16 protein-coding genes and 1 riboswitch are annotated in these 17847 nt (G+C 70.8%); of the genes, 11 read left to right on the forward strand and 5 right to left on the reverse strand.

Annotation, left to right across the window (positions count from 1 at the left end; translation table 11 throughout):
• Positions 1 to 36: 36 nt before the first annotated feature.
• From glyA to gcvT, 3 genes are all read right to left on the reverse strand, one after another.
• Positions 37 to 1296 (reverse strand): serine hydroxymethyltransferase, encoded by a 1260-nt coding sequence (gene glyA / locus ACH4OW_RS18700; RefSeq protein WP_360141116.1) that lies wholly within the window; start codon positions 1294 to 1296, stop codon positions 37 to 39.
• Positions 1297 to 1352: 56 nt separating this feature from the next.
• Complete coding sequence (gene gcvH / locus ACH4OW_RS18705) at positions 1353 to 1727, reverse strand: glycine cleavage system protein GcvH (protein WP_360141119.1); 375 nt, start codon at positions 1725 to 1727, stop codon at positions 1353 to 1355.
• Positions 1728 to 1815: 88 nt separating this feature from the next.
• On the reverse strand, positions 1816 to 2943 hold the full coding sequence (gcvT, locus tag ACH4OW_RS18710; protein WP_360141127.1) for a glycine cleavage system aminomethyltransferase GcvT: 1128 nt from the start codon (positions 2941 to 2943) through the stop codon (positions 1816 to 1818).
• 140 nt (positions 2944 to 3083) lie between these two features.
• Positions 3084 to 3179: riboswitch (glycine riboswitch) on the reverse strand.
• Between the two features lie 319 nt (positions 3180 to 3498).
• On the opposite strand from gcvT, the gene ACH4OW_RS18715 reads away from it, so the two are divergent.
• On the forward strand, positions 3499 to 4281 hold the full coding sequence (locus tag ACH4OW_RS18715; protein ID WP_398028973.1) for an AAA family ATPase: 783 nt from the start codon (positions 3499 to 3501) through the stop codon (positions 4279 to 4281).
• 101 nt (positions 4282 to 4382) lie between these two features.
• Here ACH4OW_RS18715 and ACH4OW_RS18720 read toward each other — a convergent pair whose 3' ends face one another.
• Positions 4383 to 5192, reverse strand: coding sequence for a hypothetical protein (locus ACH4OW_RS18720; protein ID WP_398028975.1), 810 nt, complete (start codon positions 5190 to 5192; stop codon positions 4383 to 4385).
• Between the two features lie 188 nt (positions 5193 to 5380).
• Here ACH4OW_RS18720 and ACH4OW_RS18725 point away from each other — a divergent pair, with 188 nt between their 5' ends.
• The 10 genes from ACH4OW_RS18725 to ACH4OW_RS18770 all read left to right on the forward strand — a co-directional run bounded on the left by ACH4OW_RS18725 (position 5381) and on the right by ACH4OW_RS18770 (position 17450).
• Positions 5381 to 6178: an enhanced serine sensitivity protein SseB gene (locus ACH4OW_RS18725; protein WP_360141160.1), complete on the forward strand. Its 798-nt coding sequence runs from the start codon at positions 5381 to 5383 to the stop codon at positions 6176 to 6178.
• 161 nt (positions 6179 to 6339) lie between these two features.
• On the forward strand, positions 6340 to 7140 hold the full coding sequence (locus ACH4OW_RS18730; protein WP_360141136.1) for an enhanced serine sensitivity protein SseB C-terminal domain-containing protein: 801 nt from the start codon (positions 6340 to 6342) through the stop codon (positions 7138 to 7140).
• 497 nt (positions 7141 to 7637) lie between these two features.
• A complete protein-coding gene (locus tag ACH4OW_RS18735; RefSeq protein ID WP_360141139.1) occupies positions 7638 to 8636 on the forward strand; it encodes an ABC transporter permease in 999 nt (332 codons plus the stop codon).
• A gap of 72 nt (positions 8637 to 8708) precedes the next feature.
• Complete coding sequence (locus ACH4OW_RS18740; protein WP_398028978.1) at positions 8709 to 10457, forward strand: ABC transporter substrate-binding protein; 1749 nt, start codon at positions 8709 to 8711, stop codon at positions 10455 to 10457.
• Positions 10458 to 10535: 78 nt separating this feature from the next.
• Entirely contained in the window at positions 10536 to 11546 is a 1011-nt protein-coding gene (locus ACH4OW_RS18745; protein WP_398028980.1) for an ABC transporter permease, read from the forward strand.
• Positions 11543 to 12751, forward strand: coding sequence for an ABC transporter ATP-binding protein (locus ACH4OW_RS18750; protein WP_398028982.1), 1209 nt, complete (start codon positions 11543 to 11545; stop codon positions 12749 to 12751). Before ACH4OW_RS18745 ends, ACH4OW_RS18750 begins: the two co-directional genes overlap by 4 nt.
• On the forward strand, positions 12748 to 13833 hold the full coding sequence (locus ACH4OW_RS18755) for an ABC transporter ATP-binding protein (RefSeq protein ID WP_398028984.1): 1086 nt from the start codon (positions 12748 to 12750) through the stop codon (positions 13831 to 13833). Before ACH4OW_RS18750 ends, ACH4OW_RS18755 begins: the two co-directional genes overlap by 4 nt.
• 130 nt (positions 13834 to 13963) lie before the next feature.
• Positions 13964 to 14758: a class I SAM-dependent methyltransferase gene (locus tag ACH4OW_RS18760; RefSeq protein WP_398028986.1), complete on the forward strand. Its 795-nt coding sequence runs from the start codon at positions 13964 to 13966 to the stop codon at positions 14756 to 14758.
• A gap of 109 nt (positions 14759 to 14867) precedes the next feature.
• Positions 14868 to 16271 (forward strand): M1 family metallopeptidase, encoded by a 1404-nt coding sequence (locus ACH4OW_RS18765; RefSeq protein WP_360141157.1) that lies wholly within the window; start codon positions 14868 to 14870, stop codon positions 16269 to 16271.
• Between the two features lie 117 nt (positions 16272 to 16388).
• The gene (locus tag ACH4OW_RS18770; RefSeq protein ID WP_398028989.1) at positions 16389 to 17450 is read left to right on the forward strand and encodes an alpha/beta hydrolase; all 1062 of its coding nucleotides are present in this window, start codon (positions 16389 to 16391) and stop codon (positions 17448 to 17450) included.
• Positions 17451 to 17523: 73 nt separating this feature from the next.
• On the opposite strand, the gene ACH4OW_RS18775 is transcribed toward ACH4OW_RS18770, so the two are convergent.
• Positions 17524 to 17838, reverse strand: coding sequence for a hypothetical protein (locus tag ACH4OW_RS18775; protein WP_398028991.1), 315 nt, complete (start codon positions 17836 to 17838; stop codon positions 17524 to 17526).
• Between the last annotated feature and the right edge of the window lie 9 nt (positions 17839 to 17847).

The following is a 17847-nucleotide window of genomic DNA, read 5'->3' on the forward strand; positions in this document are numbered from 1 at the left end:
CGGCAGGGCGCGCCCCCGGCGGCCGGGTGGCGCGGGTCACAGCGAGGGGTACAGCGGGTGCTTGCCGGCCAGGGCGGTCACCCGGGCCTTGAGCGCGTCGGCGTCGTAGGACGGCTTGAGCGCCTCGGCGATGATGTCGGCGACCTCGCGGAAGTCCTCCGCCTGGAAGCCGCGGGTGGCCAGCGCCGGGGTGCCGATCCGCAGACCGGAGGTGACCATCGGGGGCCGCGGGTCGTTCGGGACGGCGTTGCGGTTGACCGTGATGCCGACCTCGTGGAGGCGGTCCTCGGCCTGCTGGCCGTCCAGCTCGCTGTTGCGCAGGTCCACCAGGACCAGGTGCACGTCGGTGCCGCCGGACAGCACGGAGACGCCGTGCTCGGTGATGTCGGACTGCGTCAGGCGCTCGGCGAGGATGCGCGCGCCGTCCAGGGTGCGCTGCTGGCGCTCCGTGAACTCCTCGCTCGCCGCGACCTTGAAGGACACCGCCTTCGCCGCGATCACGTGCTCCAGCGGGCCGCCCTGCTGGCCGGGGAAGACCGCCGAGTTGATCTTCTTGGCGAGCTCCTGGGTGGACAGGATCACACCGCCGCGCGGACCGCCGAGGGTCTTGTGCGTGGTGGTGGTCACGACGTGGGCGTGCGGCACCGGGTTGGGGTGCAGCCCGGCCGCGACCAGGCCGGCGAAGTGCGCCATGTCGACCATCAGGTACGCGCCGACCTCGTCGGCGATCCGGCGGAACGCCGCGAAGTCCAGCTGGCGCGGGTACGCCGACCAGCCGGCGACGATCAGCTGCGGGCGGGTCTCCTTGGCCAGGCGCTCGACCTCGCCCATGTCGACCAGGCCGGACTCCTCGTCGACGTGGTAGGGCACCACGTTGTAGAGCTTGCCGGAGAAGTTGATCTTCATGCCGTGGGTCAGGTGCCCGCCGTGCGCGAGGTTCAGGCCCATGATCGTGTCGCCCGGCTTGAGCAGCGCGAACATCGCGGCGGCGTTGGCCTGCGCGCCGGAGTGCGGCTGCACGTTCGCGGCCTCGGCGCCGAAGAGCGCCTTGACGCGGTCGATGGCGATCCGCTCGACCACGTCGACGTGCTCGCAGCCGCCGTAGTAGCGGCGGCCCGGGTAGCCCTCGGCGTACTTGTTGGTGAGGACCGAGCCCTGGGCCTCCATGACGGCGGCGGGGGCGAAGTTCTCCGACGCGATCATTTCGAGGGTGGACTGCTGGCGGTGGAGCTCGGCGTCGACGGCGGCGGCGACGTCGGGGTCGAGCTCGTGGAGGGAGCTGTTCAGAAGCGACATGACTCTTCCTGGGGTACGCGGGGCACGGGGCCCCGCCAGGCGGCGGGTGGGCGGGCTCAGCCGGTGAAGGCGGTGTACTCGTCGGCCGAGAGCAGGTCGTCCGGCTCGCCGCTGACCTTCACCTTGAACAGCCAGCCGCCCTCGAACGGGGCGGTGTTCACCAGCGAGGGGTCGTTGACGACATCCTCGTTGATCTCCGTGACCTCACCGTCGACGGGGGAGTAGAGATCGCTGACGGACTTGGTCGACTCCAGCTCACCGCAGGTCTCGCCCGCCGTGACCGTGTCTCCGACCTCAGGAAGCTGCACGAAGACGACGTCGCCGAGCGCGTTGGCGGCGTGCTCGGTGATGCCGATCACCGAAACGCCCTCCTCGGCGGCCGACAGCCACTCGTGCTCCTTGCTGTAGCGCAGCTGCTGGGGGTTGTTCATGTCTTGATTCTCCTGGATGCGGTGGCGTGCTCGGTGCAGGGGTCTTGACAGATGAGACGGAGACGCGTCTGGGACGGAGGTACGGGCGTCACTTCTGGCGCTTGTAGAACGGCAGCGCCACGACCTCGTACGGCTCGTGGGTGCCACGGATGTCCACCGCCACACCCGCCGTGCCGGGCGCGGCGTGCGCGGCGTCCACGTAGGCCATCGCGACGGGCTTGCCGAGAGTGGGGGAGGGTGCACCCGAGGTGACCTCGCCGATGACCGAGCCGTCGTCGGCGACGACCGCGTAGCCGGCGCGCGGCACCCGGCGGCCCTCGGCGATCAGCCCCACCAGCTTGCGGGGCGGCGCGGCCTCGGCGCGGTCCCGGGCCGCCTCCAGGGCGGCGCGGCCCACGAAGTCGCCGCCGTTCGTCGTCTTCTCGAACTTCACGACCCGGCCCAGGCCCGCGTCGAACGGGGTGGTGTCCGTGGTCAGCTCGTGCCCGTACAGCGGCATGCCCGCCTCCAGGCGCAGCGTGTCCCGGCAGGACAGGCCGCAGGGCACCAGGCCGGCGCCCTTGCCCGCCTCGGTCAGCGCCTCCCAGAGGGCCGGCGCGTCGGCCGGGCGGACGAACAGCTCGAAGCCGTCCTCGCCGGTGTATCCGGTGCGGGCGATCAGCGCCGGCACGCCCGCGACGGTGCCGGGCAGCCCGGCGTAGTACTTGAGGCCGTCCAGGTCCGCGTCGGTCACGGCCTTGAGGATGCCGGGGGACTCGGGGCCCTGCACGGCGAGCAGCGCGTACGCGTCCCGGTCGTCGCGGACCCCGGCGTCGAAGCCGTCCGCCCGCTCGGTGAGGGCGTCCAGCACGACCTGGGCGTTCGAGGCGTTGGCGACGACCATGTACGCGGTCTCGGCGAGGCGGTAGACGATCAGGTCGTCCAGGATGCCGCCCTCGGCGTTGCAGATCATGGTGTAGCGGGCGCGGCCGACGGCCACGCCGCCGATGTTGCCGACCAGCGCGTAGTCCAGCAGGTCGGCGGCGCGCGGCCCGGTGACGGTGATCTCGCCCATGTGGGAGAGGTCGAAGAGGCCGGCGCGGGTGCGGACGGCGGTGTGCTCGTCCCGCTCGCTGGCGTACCGCAGCGGCATGTCCCAGCCGGCGAAGTCGGTCATGGTCGCGCCGAGGGCGCGGTGGATCGTGTCCAGCGCGGTCCGGCGGGGGGCTTCGGTCATGGTTCTGGCTCCCGGGCATGGGTGACAAGACGGTCTCCCCATCTGTCATCGGAACCTGAGAGGTTCACCGGAAAGCCGTCACCGGTCCGGTTTGCACCTTGGGTGGAGCCACACCACGGCGGCCCGCTTTTCAGATCTGCCTCGCCCGCGCGGTATCGGGGCCTGAGAGATTCAAGGGAGGACTTGCTCCTTCGGCGCCCCGCCGTGACGGCCGGGGACTCTCCCGCGCGGATTCAAGCGGCCGGTATGCAGTTGGCTGAGCGTGGCACCCGTACGAGGGCGCGCCCGGTGAGGGGCGGCCCGGCACATGGCGCGCACATCATCGCACGGGATCGCCGGATAAAGGAGCCCTGGTCGCACCGGTGTTCGCGAGGAGGTCACGACCATGTCCGGGGTGTGTACGGATCGGGCGGATTCCTTGAACCGTATTACCTTTTCTTGACACTCTGCGGGTAAGGGGACGGATCCATCGGACCGGGAGGGGCGATCACGGTGCACAGGCAAGCCGCATTCGCGACGAGTCCGGGAGGCGCGCCCCCGGGCTGCGTCCCGGAAGTGACCCCGGGCGCCGTCCCCGGGCCCCTGCGGCTGCCGGGCCCCGGCCGCGGGCAGGCCGGACGAGCGGCGGACGCGGTCCCGGTACCGGACGCGGCCGCGGTGGTCGACGTCGCCCCGGTGCCGGACGTGCCCGACGTGATCGACCTCAGAGACCGGCGCACCGCCCGCGACGTGTCCGAGCTGCACTTCTCCGCGGGCGACCTGGTGGTGGTCTCCGGGCTGCCGGGCAGCGGCAAGAGCACCCTCATGCTCCGGGTGGTGCCCGCCCTCGACGGCCACGGTGCCGTCGTGCACCGCGTCGACTCGCAGGACGTACGGGAGCGTTGGGAGCGCGGCCGGCTGCGCCGCCTGCCGTACGCGCTCTACCGGCCGCTGGTCAGGGCGGCCCACTACCTGGGGCTGCGGCGGGCGCTGCGCTCCGGCCTCAGCGTGGTGGTGCACGACTGCGGAACGCTGGCGTGGGTGCGGCGCTGGCTCGCGCGGGAAGCGCGGCGCGGCGGGCGCGGGCTGCATCTGGTGCTGCTGGACGTGCCGCCCGAGGTCGCGCTCTCCGGGCAGCGGTCGCGCGGACGCGGAGTCTCCGGTTACGCCTTCGCCCGGCACCGGCGCGCGGTGCGGCGGCTGATCATCCGCGCGCAGGCGGCCCGGCTCCCGGCCGGCTTCAGCTCGGCCGTCCTGCTGGACCGGCGGGCGGCGGACGCACTGCGGCGGGTCGGCTTCGCGCAGCGGCCGCCGGCAGCCGCGGCCGAGGCCGCCGGGCCCGGCGCGGCGTACGTCTGACGGGTCGTACGGAACTCCCCGCACGACCCGTCGGTACCGGTCCTAGCTCTGGGATATCTCCCGCAACTGCGCCTCCTCCGGACGCTCGGTGCCGGGCCGATCTAGAGGCCCAGGGCCTTGAGGAGCGTCGCCGGCAGCGTCAGCACCGAGTTGAGCAGCGAACCGGCGGGCTGCTGGGCCTGGTCGGCGGGCTGCTGCTGCGGCTGGTCGGCAGGCGCCTGCTGGCCGGCGGGCCGCTGCTGGTCGGCGGGCTGCTGCCGCGGCGCGTCGGCGGGCGGCTGCGGGTCGCTGGTCGGCGCCTTCGGCTGGGCGGCCGGCTCGTCGTCGGCGTCGGTGTCGTCCGCCTGGCCGGCCGGCTGGGCGACGGGCCGGTTGGCGGGCTGCGCGGCGGGCTGGGCCGCCGGCCGCTGACGCAGGTCGCCGACCAGCTTGTCGATGCCGAGGCTCTTGAAGACGTTGGTGACGGAGGTGGTGACCGCGTCGGTCAGCTCCCTGGTCGACCGGGCGTTGTCGGCGTTCTCGTCCGGGGCCGGGACCCGGACGCCGGTCAGCTCGTCGAGCTCGATCCGCAGGTTCCGCGACGCCCTGTCCAGCGCGGCGGTGTCGGCGGAGACCGACCGGTCGGAGTCCTTGTTCAGCAGGTCCGCCAGGCGCCGCGCGTCCAGGAGGACGCTGTCCAGGTGGGTGCGGGCCGCTCTGACCTGGACGGAGTGGCTGCGGTCGTCGGCGAGCTTCTCGGTCAGCTCGGTGTTGGCGTCGGCCAGCCGGCCGAGGTCGTCGACGATGACGCTCTGGTTCCGGACGGGCGGCTTGGGCTCGTCCGCCGCGGCCGCGGAACCCGCGACACCGAGGGCGAGGGCGCCGACGGTGGCCGCGCTGACGAGGGCGGTGGTGGTCCGGTGCGTTGCCATCAGGAGGTGTGCCTTTCTGTAGGAACGGCAGGGCAAGATCACCCTGGAGCCACCTTCGGAGCGGTATGCACGGTCCGCAACCGCTCGCGTGCGTTCGGTGGTCATCCGGATGCACCCGGGCTCCTCCTCCCTGCTGGCGTTAGGGTCTTCGACCAGGTAAGAGCCTGTACGTGAGCGGGTGGGTGGACATGGACTTTCCGGAGCAGGGCATTCCGCAGCTGGGGTGGCCCGCCAACGAACTGGAGGAGGTGCTCGCCGCCTCGGTGGGGCACCCCGGGGCGGGCGCCCGCATCGTCGAGGTGCTGGGGCGCAGCCGTATATGGGTGCCGCTGCCCAAGGGCGGCGGCCCCGAGAGCGCGGGGATGGGCCGGTCCGGCCTGGACCTGCCCACCGTCGAGATCGACTCGGCCGCGTATGTCCCGGTTTTCAGCTCCGAACAGGAGTTCCAGCGGGTGGCCGGGCCGAACCTGTCCTTCACCGTCGCGCCGGCCGCCGAGTTCGCGCGCGGGCTGCCCCCGCTGATCGGCATGGCGGTCAACCCGGACGGCACGGTCGGCGTCCCGCTGCCGCCCGCCGCGGTGGCCGAGCTGTGCCGGGCTGGCCGCCCGGACCAGCCGGGGGCGCCGAGCGGCGCCCGCGTCCGGCTCTTCGAGCCGGACTGGCAGGAGGAACCGGTCGACTTCCTGGCCGCGGCCGGGCTGGAGTTCTCCGGCGCCGGCTTCGTGGTCACCGCGCGCCGCGCGCTGGCCAGCGTCGAGGGGGACGCGCCCGCGCTGTTCGTCGGTGTACAGGTGGACGCCGCCGCCGTCGCGCCGCACGACCCGGCCGTACGGGACGCGGTGACCGCGGCCCTCGGGCGGGCCCTCGGCGGTACGCCGCTGACCTGGCCCGTCCAGCTCGTCATGCTGGACCTCGCCCAGGGTGACCCGGTCGCCGACTGGATGCTGGAGCGGGTCAGGCCCTTCTATACCCGCGACCTCGCGTAACGGTCGGTGCCCCCGCCGTGCCGCCGCCCGCCGGGGCGCCCGCTCCCCGTGACCGCAAGCCACGTGTGCTGATCCGACCGGGGCCCGGACGCAGGCTCTAAGCTGTTGGTGCAACCGGCAGGCGTACCCCACGTGCCTGCCGACAGGAAGGGACGGACCACGTGAGCGCGGGTGCGCATCAGGGAGCGGCTGCCGGGCAGGTCGAGCAGATGCTGCAGCAGGTCTCGCCCGGCCGGTACGACGCCTACGAGGCGTTGCTGCAAGCGCTCGCCGCAGGTCAGGTCTGGATGCTGCTCTGGCACGGCCAGGCCGGTTCGCCCGATGCGCAGTACGGCAACATGGAGGTCGACGGGCTCGGCTACGCGCCGTGCGTGACCTCGGCGCCCGAACTCGCCGCCAGTGGCTGGAACCGCGCGCACGAAGTCGTCTACGGCCGGGACATCGCGGCCACCCTCTTCCCCGACCGCTGGGGGCTGTGGCTGAATCCGCACGCCCCCGGCGGTGGTGTGGGCATCCCGTGGCTGGACCTGCGGCGTATCGCGGGCGGCCTGGACCGGCTGCCCGCCGGGCCGCTGCGGATCACCGAACCGGCCATCGAGATCCCCCAGTTCTACGCCCTGCTGGGGCAGAACGCGCACCGTACGCCCGCCGTGCGCTCCCTGCGCCGGGCCTGGGTGCAGCCCGCGCTGGGCGCCCCGTACCTGGCGATCGGCCTGGACCTGTACGACACGGGCCAACCGGCCGTGGACTCGGTGCGGTTGATGATCCAGCAGTCCATCGGCGCGGTGCCGGAGGGGCTGCCCGTCTCGACGGTCGCGATGAACGACGAGTACGACCCGGTCGGCATGTGGATGCGGGCCAACGCGCGCCCCTTCTTCGACCGGGACGCGTACGCCGCAGGCCCGGTGCCCGCGCCGGCCCCCGCGCCGTCGTACGGATACGGCTACCCCCGCCCGTACTGACGTGCCCCCGCGCCCGTACCCCGCCCCGCGGTACCGGCCGGCTGTCTTCTCTCCTCACCCCATGGGTTTGCGCTGGCTCGAAATGGCCCCCCGTGCCCGTTAGTTGACCCCTGATTCGGGTCGTGTGCCCCGCTCATTCGTGGCTTGTGTCCGCATAACGGAAGCCCGTGGGCCACATCACAGTTGCGCATCCATTCCCGGTCAGGGCTGGTGAGTGATCGCGAATCGGATGAAGACTCCCGCAGCAGAGGGCTCCGGCCCTGTGTACGAGAGTTCTGCCGCTCGTCGTCGCGTGATGTTCCGCGGCTTCTGCACTACCGGCAACACCTGTAACACCTGCACCTGCAACGCCCGCACTAAATGCACCAGTTGCTCCAGCTGTTCCAGATTTCTCCCAGTTGCTCTAGATGCACCACTCGCACCAGTGATGTGAACCAGGCCGCAGACCGCGGCGCGCAAGGGCCGGCCGGCGCCGGCCGAGAGGGGTCAAAGGCACCGTGACCGCACCGATCGAGACCACCGGGGCGGCTGCCGAGGCGCAGCCGGAAGCGGTGCTGGCAGGCGTCGAGAGCAAGAAGATCGAGGGGCGCTCGCTCGGCCAGATCGCCTGGCTGCGCTTCCGGCGCGACAAGGTCGCGGTAGCGGGTGCCATCGTTGTCACCCTGCTCATCGTGATCGCGGCACTGTCCCGGCCGATCCAGTCCTGGCTGGGCCTGGACCCGAACATCCCGCACCAGGACCTCATCGACACCAACACCACCCTGCCCAAGGGCGACTTCGGCGGCATGAGCTGGGACCACCCGCTCGGCATCGACCCGAAGTTCGGCCGGGACCTGCTCGCGCGCGTCCTGGAGGGCTCCTGGGTCTCGCTGATCGTCGCGTTCGGCGCGACGCTGCTGTCGGTGGCCATCGGCACCGTGCTCGGCGTGGTGGCCGGGTTCTACAGGGGCCGGGTGGACGCGCTGATCAGCCGGCTGATGGACGTCTTCCTGGCCTTCCCGCTGCTGCTGTTCGCCATCGCCATCTCGGCCTCGCTCCAGGGCGGCGCCTTCGGTCTCGAAGGACTGCCGCTGCACATCTCGGTCCTGATCTTCGTGATCGGTTTCTTCAACTGGCCGTACATGGGCCGGATCGTGCGGGCCCAGACGCTGTCGCTGCGCGAGCGGGAGTTCGTGGACGCCGCGCGCGGCATGGGCGCCCGCGGCCCGTTCATCCTCTTCCGGGAGCTGCTGCCCAACCTGGTGGGCCCGATCATCGTCTACTCGACGCTGCTGATCCCCTCCAACATCCTCTTCGAGGCGGCGCTGAGCTTCCTGGGCGTCGGCATCCAGCCGCCCCAGGCGTCCTGGGGCGGGATGCTCAACCAGGCCGTCAAGTTCTACGAGGTGGACCCCCAGTACATGCTCGTGCCCGGCCTCGCGATCTTCGTCACCGTGCTCGCGTTCAACCTCCTCGGCGACGGCCTCAGGGACGCGCTCGACCCGCGCAGCCGCTGACGCCCGCCGGCCCCGTACGCCCGGCAGGCACCCCACCCAAGATTCCGACCAACGAAGGGGAAACCGACCACTATGCGAAGGTCAGTCCCGGTCGCGGCGATCGCGGCCCTCACCAGTGCGGCCCTGTTGCTGTCCGGCTGCAGTGGCAAGAGCAAGGGCGGCGGCTCCGCCGAGGCGAACGCCGCCACCAAGGGCATCGTCAACGCCTCGGACGAGAAGGGCGGCACGCTCACGTACGCGATGAGCGACGCCCCCGAGTCCTTCGACCCCGGCAACACGTACTACGTCTACATCTGGAACTTCAGCCGCCTGTACGCGCGCCCCCTCACCACCTTCAAGCCGGGCCCCGGCCCCAAGGGCAACGTGCTGACGGCCGACCTCGCGGAGTCGATGGGCAAGGCCAGCGACAACAACACGACCTGGACGTACAAGCTCCGCAAGGGCCTCAAGTACGACGACGGGAAGCCGATCACCTCGAAGGACGTCAAGTACGCCGTCGAGCGCAGCAACTTCTCGCGCGAGGTCCTCTCGCTCGGCCCGAACTACTTCCAGACGTACCTCAAGGACAACGAGGGCGGCTACAAGGGCCCGTACAAGGACAAGAACCCCGAGGGCCTGAAGTCCATCGAGACGCCGGACGACCAGACCATCGTCTTCCACCTCAAGCAGCCCTTCGCCGAGTTCGACTACCTGGTCAGCGCCCCGCAGACCGCGCCGGTGCCGCGGGCCAGGGACAAGGGCGCCGACTACACCAAGGACGTCGCCTCGTCCGGCAGTTACAAGTTCGAGTCCTACGAGGAGGGCAAGAAGGTCGTCCTCGTCCGCAACCCCCACTGGTCGGCCGCCACCGACCCGCTGCGCAAGCAGCTGCCGGACAAGATCGTGCTGAACATGAAGGTCGCCCAGTCGACGATCGACAAGGACTTGAAGGCGGGCAACACGCTCGTCGACATGGCCGGGCGCGGCGTGGACTCCCAGACCCAGGCCCAGCTCCTGACGGACAGCAAGGAGAAGGGCAACACCGACAACGCGCTCGGCCAGCGCCTGGCCTACGTGGCGATCAACACCAAGGTCGCGCCGTTCGACAAGCCGGAGTGCCGCAAGGCCGTGCAGTACGCGGTCGACAAGAAGGCCGCGCAGACCGCGCTCGGCGGCCCGGTCCGCGGCGACATCGCCACCACCTTCCTGCCGACCGACCTCGACGGGTACCAGAAGTTCGACCTGTACCCGCAGAAGTACAACGGTGACGCCCTCGACCTGACCGAGGCCAAGAAGCACTGGCAGGCATGCGGCGCCGGCAACGTGAGCACCACGATCACCGCGCGCAACGACCGGCAGGACGAGGTGGACGCGGCGACTTCGGTGGTCAACTCCCTCAAGAAGATCGGCGTCAACGCCAAGATCCAGACGTACCCGAGCGGCAAGTACTTCTCGGACTACGCGGGCGTGCCGGAGTTCACCAAGAAGAACAACGTCGGCCTGATGATGATGCAGTGGGGCTCGGACTACCCGGCCGGCTTCGGCTACCTGAACCAGGTCGTCAACGGCAAGGCGATCCAGAAGTCCGGCAACACCAACCTCTCCGAGCTGGACGACCCCACGATCAACAAGCTGCTGAACGACGCCATCGCCAACGGCGACAAGGCGCAGCGCGAAAAGATCTACGCGGAGATCGACAAGAAGACGATGGAGCAGGCCGTCATCGTCCCGCTGACCTACTTCAAGGTCCTGATGTACCGCTCGCCGAAGGCCACCAACCTGGTCTCCACCTCGGCCTACAGCGGTGAGTACGACTACCTCAACATCGGCGTCAAGAAGTAGCAGCCCCGGAAGGCAGGTGAAGGCATTGGTGTCCGCGGGCCGGCCGGGTCCGGTCCGCGGCGCCGACGCCGCAGTCCCGTGTTCTCGTACATCATCCGCAGGTTGATCAGCGCGGTGATTCTGCTGCTGATCGTCAGCGCGGTCACCTTCGGCATCTTCTTCGTGCTGCCGAAACTGGCCGGGCAGACCGCCGACCAGTTGGCCGGGCAGTACATCGGAAAGGCCCCATCGGCCGCGGACATCGCCGCGGTGAAGAAGAACCTCGGCTTCGACAAGCCGGTCTTCGTACAGTACTGGGACTTCCTCAAGGGCATCTTCGTCGGTGTCGACTACAAGTTCGGCCCCGACGCCGCCACATGCAACGTGCCGTGCTTCGGCTACTCCTTCAAGACCCACATCGAGGTCTGGCCCGAGATCCAGACCAGGCTCCCGGTGACCATCTCGCTGGCCGCGGGCGCGGCCGTGGTGTGGCTGGTCTCCGGCGTCGCCACCGGCGTGCTCTCCGCGCTGCGCCCCGGTTCGGTCTTCGACCGGCTGGCGATGGGCGTCGCCCTGGCGGGCGTCTCGCTGCCCATGTTCTTCACCGGCGCGCTGGCGCTGGCCCTGTTCACCTACCAGTGGCCGATCTTCGAGCGGAGCGACTACGTGCCGCTGTTCGAAGACCCGTTCATGTGGGCCCAGACGCTGGTGCTGCCCTGGTTCACGCTGGCCTTCCTCTACTCCGCCCTCTATGCCCGCCTGACCAGAGCGGGCATGCTGGAGACGCTGAGCGAGGACTACATCCGGACCGCGCGCGCCAAGGGCCTGGACGAGCGCAAGGTCGTGGTGCGCCACGGCCTGCGCGCCGCGCTCACCCCGATCATCACGGTCTTCGGCATGGACGTGGGCCTGCTGCTCGGCGGCGCGCTCATCACCGAACAGGTCTTCTCGCTCAAGGGCGTCGGCGCGTTCGCCGTCGAGGCGATCAACTCCAACGACCTGCCGAACATCCTCGGCGTCACCTTGCTCGCCGCGTTCTTCATCGTCCTATGCAACCTGGTGGTGGACGTTCTGTACGCCGCCGTCGACCCGCGGGTGAGGCTCTCGTGACCGACTCCCCAGACTCCACCACCGGGCCGGGCACCCCGGACGCCACCACGGCGGGGCCCGCCCCTGCGGCCGACCTGACCAAGACGGGCGCCGCGGTCGGCGAACCGGCGGCGGCCGGCTCCGGAACGCCCACCGCCTTCCTCGAAGTGCGCGACCTCAAGGTGCACTTCCCCACCGACGACGGCATCGTGAAGTCCGTGGACGGCCTCTCCTTCTCCCTGGAGAAGGGCCGTACCCTCGGCATCGTCGGCGAGTCGGGGTCCGGCAAGTCCGTCACCTCGCTCGCCGTGATGGGCCTGCACCGGGCCTCCCGGCAGCAGCGCAGCAAGGTGGACATGTCCGGCGAGATCTGGCTGGACGGCAAGGAGCTGGTCGGCGCCGACCCGGACGACGTGCGCAGGCTGCGCGGCCGCGAGATGGCGATGATCTTCCAGGACCCGCTGTCCGCGCTGCACCCGTACTACACGGTCGGCCAGCAGATCGTGGAGGCGTACCGCGTCCACAACGACGTGGACAAGAAGACCGCGCGCAAACGGGCGGTCGAGATGCTGGACCGGGTGGGCATCCCGCAGCCCGACAAGCGGGTGGACGACCACCCGCACCAGTTCTCCGGCGGCATGCGCCAGCGCGCGATGATCGCCATGGCGCTGGTCAACAACCCCGAGCTGCTGATCGCCGACGAGCCGACCACCGCGCTGGACGTGACGGTGCAGGCGCAGATCCTCGACCTGATCCGCGACCTCCAGAAGGAGTTCGGCTCCGCGGTCATCATCATCACCCACGACCTGGGCGTGGTCGCCGAGCTGGCGGACCAGCTGCTGGTGATGTACGGCGGCCGGTGCGTGGAGCGCGGCCCGGCGGAGAAGGTCTTCTACGAGCCGCAGCACCCGTACACCTGGGGCCTGCTGGGGTCGATGCCGCGCATCGACCGGGAGCAGACCGAGCGCCTGATCCCCGTCAAGGGATCGCCGCCCAGCCTGATCAACGTCCCCTCCGGCTGTGCCTTCAACCCCCGTTGCCCGTACGCGGACGTCCCCGCGGACGACCTCACCCGCACGGTCCGCCCCGAGCTGCGCCAGATCGACGATGGGGGCACCCCCGCCAATGAGGGCGTAGCCGGCGGGGGAGGCCACTTCGCCGCCTGCCACCTGTCGCAGGAGGAGCGGGAACGGATCTGGACCGAAGAGATTGCGCCGAAGCTGTGACCGAGACAGACGAGACCGGCGTCGCTGCCGGCACGACGGAAGGCAGCGCCGCCGACGCCGCGCCGCTGCTCAAGGTGCGCGGCCTGGTGCGGCACTTCCCGATCACCAAGGGCCTGCTCAAGCGGCAGGTCGGCGCGGTGCAGGCGGTCGACGGCATCGACTTCGACGTACGGCAGGGGGAGACCCTGGGCGTGGTCGGCGAGTCCGGCTGCGGCAAGTCGACGATGGGCCGGCTGATCACGCGGCTGGACGAGCCCACCGGCGGCACCATCGAGTTCGAGGGGCGGGACATCACCCACCTGTCGGCGGGCCGGCTGCGCCCGATGCGCCGCGACGTACAGATGATCTTCCAGGACCCGTACGGGTCGCTGAACCCGCGGCACACCATCGGCGGCATCGTCGGCACCCCCTTCCGCCTCCAGGGCGTCGAGCCCGAGGGCGGCGTGAAGAAGGAGGTGCAGCGGCTGCTGGAGCTGGTGGGCCTGAGCCCGGAGCACTACAACCGCTATCCGCACGAGTTCTCCGGCGGGCAGCGGCAGCGCATCGGCATCGCGCGGGCGCTGGCGCTCAAGCCCAAGCTGGTCGTCGCCGACGAGCCGGTCTCCGCGCTGGACGTCTCCATCCAGGCGCAGGTCGTCAACCTCATGGACGACCTCCAGGAGGAGCTGGGCCTGACCTACGTCATCATCGCGCACGACCTGTCCGTCATCCGGCACGTCTCGGACCGGATCGCGGTGATGTACCTCGGCAAGATCGTGGAGCTGGCCGACCGGAAGTCGCTGTACGAGGCGCCGATGCACCCGTACACCAAGGCGCTGCTGTCCGCCGTGCCGGTGCCCGACCCCAAGCGGCGCACCCAGCGCGACCGCATCCTGCTCAAGGGCGACGTGCCCTCGCCGATCGACCCGCCCTCCGGCTGCCGGTTCCGCACCCGCTGCTGGAAGGCGACCGAGGTGTGCGCGACCACCGAACCGCCGCTGGTGTCCCTGCGCACCGGTCACAAGGTGGCCTGCCACCACCCGGAGAACGCGCCGGAGAACGCCACGGCGCAGTCACCGGATGCCTCGGGGAGCGAGGACTGACCCCGGGCGCCGGCACGGCACGGTGAGGCGGGGGCCGGTGCGCGGAGGGGGGAGCACCTTCCGCGCACCGGCCCTCCGGCGTCCGCTGCCGCCCCTTGACCGGCCGGTGGTGCCGACCAAAAATTCGGGCATGGCCACTGATCACGCGCTCACCGCCTACGAGGCGGTCGCGGCGGACTACGACACCATCGTGGAAGACCCGTACCTGCTGCGCTGGGTCACCTTCTACCGCAGACTCGTCGAGCGGTACGGCTCGGGCGGCACCCGGCTGCTGGACGCGGGCTGCGGCACCGGCCGCGGCACCCTCGCCCTGCGGGACCGCCTCGGGTACACGGTGACCGGCTGCGACCTGTCGCCGCCGATGATCGAGGTCGCGCGCGCCAAGCCGGAGGCGGCGGGTGTCCCGTTCGTCGTCGCCGACCTGCGGGACATGCCGGACCTCGGCTCCTTCGACGTCGTCACGTGCATGGGCGAGCCGCTGAGCTACCTGGCCGACGGCGCGGAGCTCGCGGCCGCCTTCGCGGGGCTGGGGCGGCAGCTGGCGGACGGCGGCATCGTCGTCTTCGACATGACCACGCTGGGCAGCTTCCGGCGCGACTACGCGGTGACCAGGGTCGTGGACCGGGACGGGCGCTTCGACGTGTGGCGGGGCGGGCCCGTACCCGTGGAGCCCGACACGGTCGTCGACGTCACCCACGACTACTTCGCGCGCACCGGCGACGACGCCTGGCGGCGGGTCTCCTCCCGCCACCTCTACCGCCACCACTCCGACGCCACGGTGCGCCGCGAGCTGGCGGCCGCGGGCCTGCGGCTGGTCGCGGCGCACGGCGTCGAGGGCCGCAAGCTGACCGATTCCGTTGACGAGGACGCCTGCCGCAAGATCCTGTACGTGGCCGCACGGCAGTCCGGTGGAGACGCCAACTGATCGGTAAAGCATGACAAGTTGGCAAAGTCCCGAGTGAAAACCGACAAGAGAGTGCAGAGTCGGCGCGGTTGTATACCGGACGACATCCGTGTGTTCGAAGGGACGGCTCATGGCACTCTCCCGTTCAGCACGTCGCTCCGCTCGGCTGCTGCCCCTCGCGACGGCGGCGGCCGCCGCCTTCTCCCTCGCCGCGGCCCCCGCCGCCGCACCCGGCGCCCCGGGCGTCGGCGACCCGTACTTCCCCAACCTCGGCAACGGCGGCTTCGACGCCCTGCACTACGACCTCGGCGTCAGCTACGAGCCCGCCACCGGCCGCCTCGACGGCCGTACGGAACTGACCGCGCGCGCCACCCAGGACCTCGACTCCTTCCACCTCGACCTCCAGAAGCTGGAGGTCACGTCGATCGAGGTGGACGGCAGACGCGCGAAGTTCACCCGCTCCGGCGACGAGATCACGGTCACGCCCAAGCGGCCCCTGGAAGAGGACGAACGATTCACCGTCGAGGTCGAGTACGGCGGCGTGCCGCTGCCGCTCAGCGGGCCCATCGTCTTCGGCTCGGACTACGGCTGGATGAAGACCAAGGACGGCGTCTTCGTCGCCTGCGAACCCAACGCCGCCTCCACCTGGTTCCCCTCCAGCGACCACCCGGGCGACAAGGCCACGTACGACATCCGCATCGACGCGCCCGAAGGGCTGACCGGCGTCTCCAACGGCCGGCTGGTCGACCACTACGACGAGGACGGCCGCTCCTACTTCCACTGGCGCGAGCGCGAGCCGATGGCGACCTACCTCGCCACCGCCACGATCGGGAAGTTCGACGTGCGCACGGGCACCACCCCCGGCGGCGTCCCGATCTACGTCGCCACCGACCCCGCGCTGCCCACCGGCACCGTGGACGTCTACGGCATCACGGCCGCCACCACCGACTACTTCTCCCGGGTCTTCGGCCCGTACCCCTTCGAGGAGACCGGCGCGATCGTCGACGACATGCCGCAGGCGGGCTTCTCCCTGGAGACCCAGACCAAGCCGGTCTACTCGGCCGTCCGCAACGAGACGACCATCGCCCACGAGGTGTCCCACCAGTGGTTCGGCGACTCCGTCACGCCCCGCGACTGGCAGCACATCTGGCTGAACGAAGGTTTCGCCTCGTACGCGCAGTGGCTGTGGGACGAGCACAAGGGCACCAGGACGGCGGCCGCCGCCTTCCGCGCCGCGTACGCGGCCCGGCCCGCCGAGTCCGACTTCTGGAAGGTGAAGGTCGGCGACCCGCAGCGGGACACCATGTTCGCCCCGGCGGTCTACACCCGCGGCGCGATGACGCTCCAGGTGCTGCGCGAGCGGATCGGCGACCGCGCGTTCTTCAAGCTGCTGCCCGCGTGGACGAAACAGCACCGCCACGGCAACGCGGACACCCGGCAGTTCGTCGCGCTGGCGGAGAAGATATCCGGACAGCGGCTCGGCGACCTCTTCCACACCTGGCTCGACACGACCGGCAAACCGGCGCTGCCCTGACGGGCGGGCGGGTCCGCGCGCGGCCCGGGCGGCGCGCGGACCCGCCCCCGTCCCCGGGAACGGCAGTTCGCATCACGTACCGTCGAGGGTGGTACGAGCCGTGAAAGGGGACACGGAATGAGCCTGACCGGAACCCCGCTCTTCGTGGTGCTGGTGATCGCGACGGTCCTCGCGGTCCTCGCCACCCTGCTGCTGTGGGGGAGAGTGCGCGGGCCGCGCCCCCTGCGCTGGCTGTCCCGGATCGTGCTGATCGCGCTGTGCCAGCTCACCGCCATCTGCGTGGTCGCGGCCGCCATCAACAACAGCTACGGCCTCTACGCCTCCTGGGACGACCTGCTCGGCACCGAACAGGACGCGGTCGCGATGCCGGGGCCGCCGGTCGGGCGCGCCAAGTTCAACAACGGCCCGAACGGCGTCAAGGACACCTACTTCCGAGGGGCGAAGTCACAGCTCTCCGGGCAGGTGATGGTCTGGACGCCGCCGCAGTACGACGACCCCGCGTACCGCAAGACCCGGTTCCCGGTGGTGATGCTGCTGCACGGCGTCCCCGGCTCGCCGCAGTCCTGGCTCGAACAGGGCGGCATGCCCGGCAAGCTCCAGCAGCTCGTCCAGGCGAACGCGGCGCACCCCTTCATCCTCGCCATGCCCGTGGTCAACCCGGGCAGCGTCGACACGGACTGCACCGACATCCCGCACCACAAGGCCGCCACCTGGCTCGCCACCGACGTCACGGACCTGGTCAGCCACCACTTCCGCACCGCGCCGGGGCCCAAGAACTGGGGCCTGCTGGGCTTCTCCACGGGCGGCTACTGCGCGGCCAAGCTGCCGTTGCAGTACCCGAAGACGTTCGGCGCCGGCGTGGCCTTCGACCCCGACCCGCTGACCGGCGACCCGGAGGTCCTCGCCGATCCGGTGCTGCGGCAGCGCAACAGCCCGCAGTGGCTGGTCCGGCACGCCAAGGCGGACGTCGGGCTGTTCCTGGCGACCTCGGCACAGGACCGGATCAGCCCGCCCGCCAACATCGAGCGCTTCAAGAAGGCGGCCGAGGGCACCAAGACCCGGGTCAGGACGCTGGTGCTGCCGACCGGCGGCCACAACTACGGCACGTGGACGCGGATGTACCCGGCGGCCTTCGGATGGCTGAGCGAGGAACTGGAGGCGCCGCAGCCGGTGGCGTAGCGCGGGGCCTGGTGTGCCGTCCGGTGAGTCGGCGCGAGCCCCGGGCCGAACCGCCCGCGCGGCCGCGTCGCCGTCACAGCGGAGGTACCTGTTCCGGTCCGCCGTGACCGGTGCGGCGTATGCGCACCGTGCCGGCGTCCAGGTCCACCCGCACGGGCGGGTCCTGCGCCGGCCTGACGTTCTTGCGCACGCGTTCCTGCTCCATGGCGCGCTTGACGGCCTGCGCCCCGGGGGAGCCCTCCTGGACCAGGTCGGCACCGATGGACGACAGACGCTTGGTCCTGCGCCAGTAGATCCAGCCCCGTGCCTCCATCGCCAGCAGAACACGGTCCGCCAGGAACACCGCGGGGATCACCAGCAGGACCAGGAACGGTAAGAACGCACCCATGGGCAGGAG

This window comes from Streptomyces sp. NPDC017056, assembly GCF_044332485.1.
Classification (GTDB): Bacteria; Actinomycetota; Actinomycetes; order Streptomycetales; family Streptomycetaceae; genus Streptomyces.

Coding starts and splice junctions, on each gene's coding strand:
- gcvH (WP_360141119.1), bottom strand. CDS start 1,727: ATGAACAACCCCCAGCAGCTGCGCTACAGCAAGGAGCACGAGTGGCTG.
- gcvT (WP_360141127.1), bottom strand. CDS start 2,943: ATGACCGAAGCCCCCCGCCGGACCGCGCTGGACACGATCCACCGCGCC.
- ACH4OW_RS18720 (WP_398028975.1), bottom strand. CDS start 5,192: ATGGCAACGCACCGGACCACCACCGCCCTCGTCAGCGCGGCCACCGTC.
- ACH4OW_RS18740 (WP_398028978.1), top strand. CDS start 8,709: ATGCGAAGGTCAGTCCCGGTCGCGGCGATCGCGGCCCTCACCAGTGCG.
- ACH4OW_RS18725 (WP_360141160.1), top strand. CDS start 5,381: ATGGACTTTCCGGAGCAGGGCATTCCGCAGCTGGGGTGGCCCGCCAAC.
- ACH4OW_RS18775 (WP_398028991.1), bottom strand. CDS start 17,838: ATGGGTGCGTTCTTACCGTTCCTGGTCCTGCTGGTGATCCCCGCGGTG.
- glyA (WP_360141116.1), bottom strand. CDS start 1,296: ATGTCGCTTCTGAACAGCTCCCTCCACGAGCTCGACCCCGACGTCGCC.
- ACH4OW_RS18765 (WP_360141157.1), top strand. CDS start 14,868: ATGGCACTCTCCCGTTCAGCACGTCGCTCCGCTCGGCTGCTGCCCCTC.
- ACH4OW_RS18760 (WP_398028986.1), top strand. CDS start 13,964: ATGGCCACTGATCACGCGCTCACCGCCTACGAGGCGGTCGCGGCGGAC.
- ACH4OW_RS18770 (WP_398028989.1), top strand. CDS start 16,389: ATGAGCCTGACCGGAACCCCGCTCTTCGTGGTGCTGGTGATCGCGACG.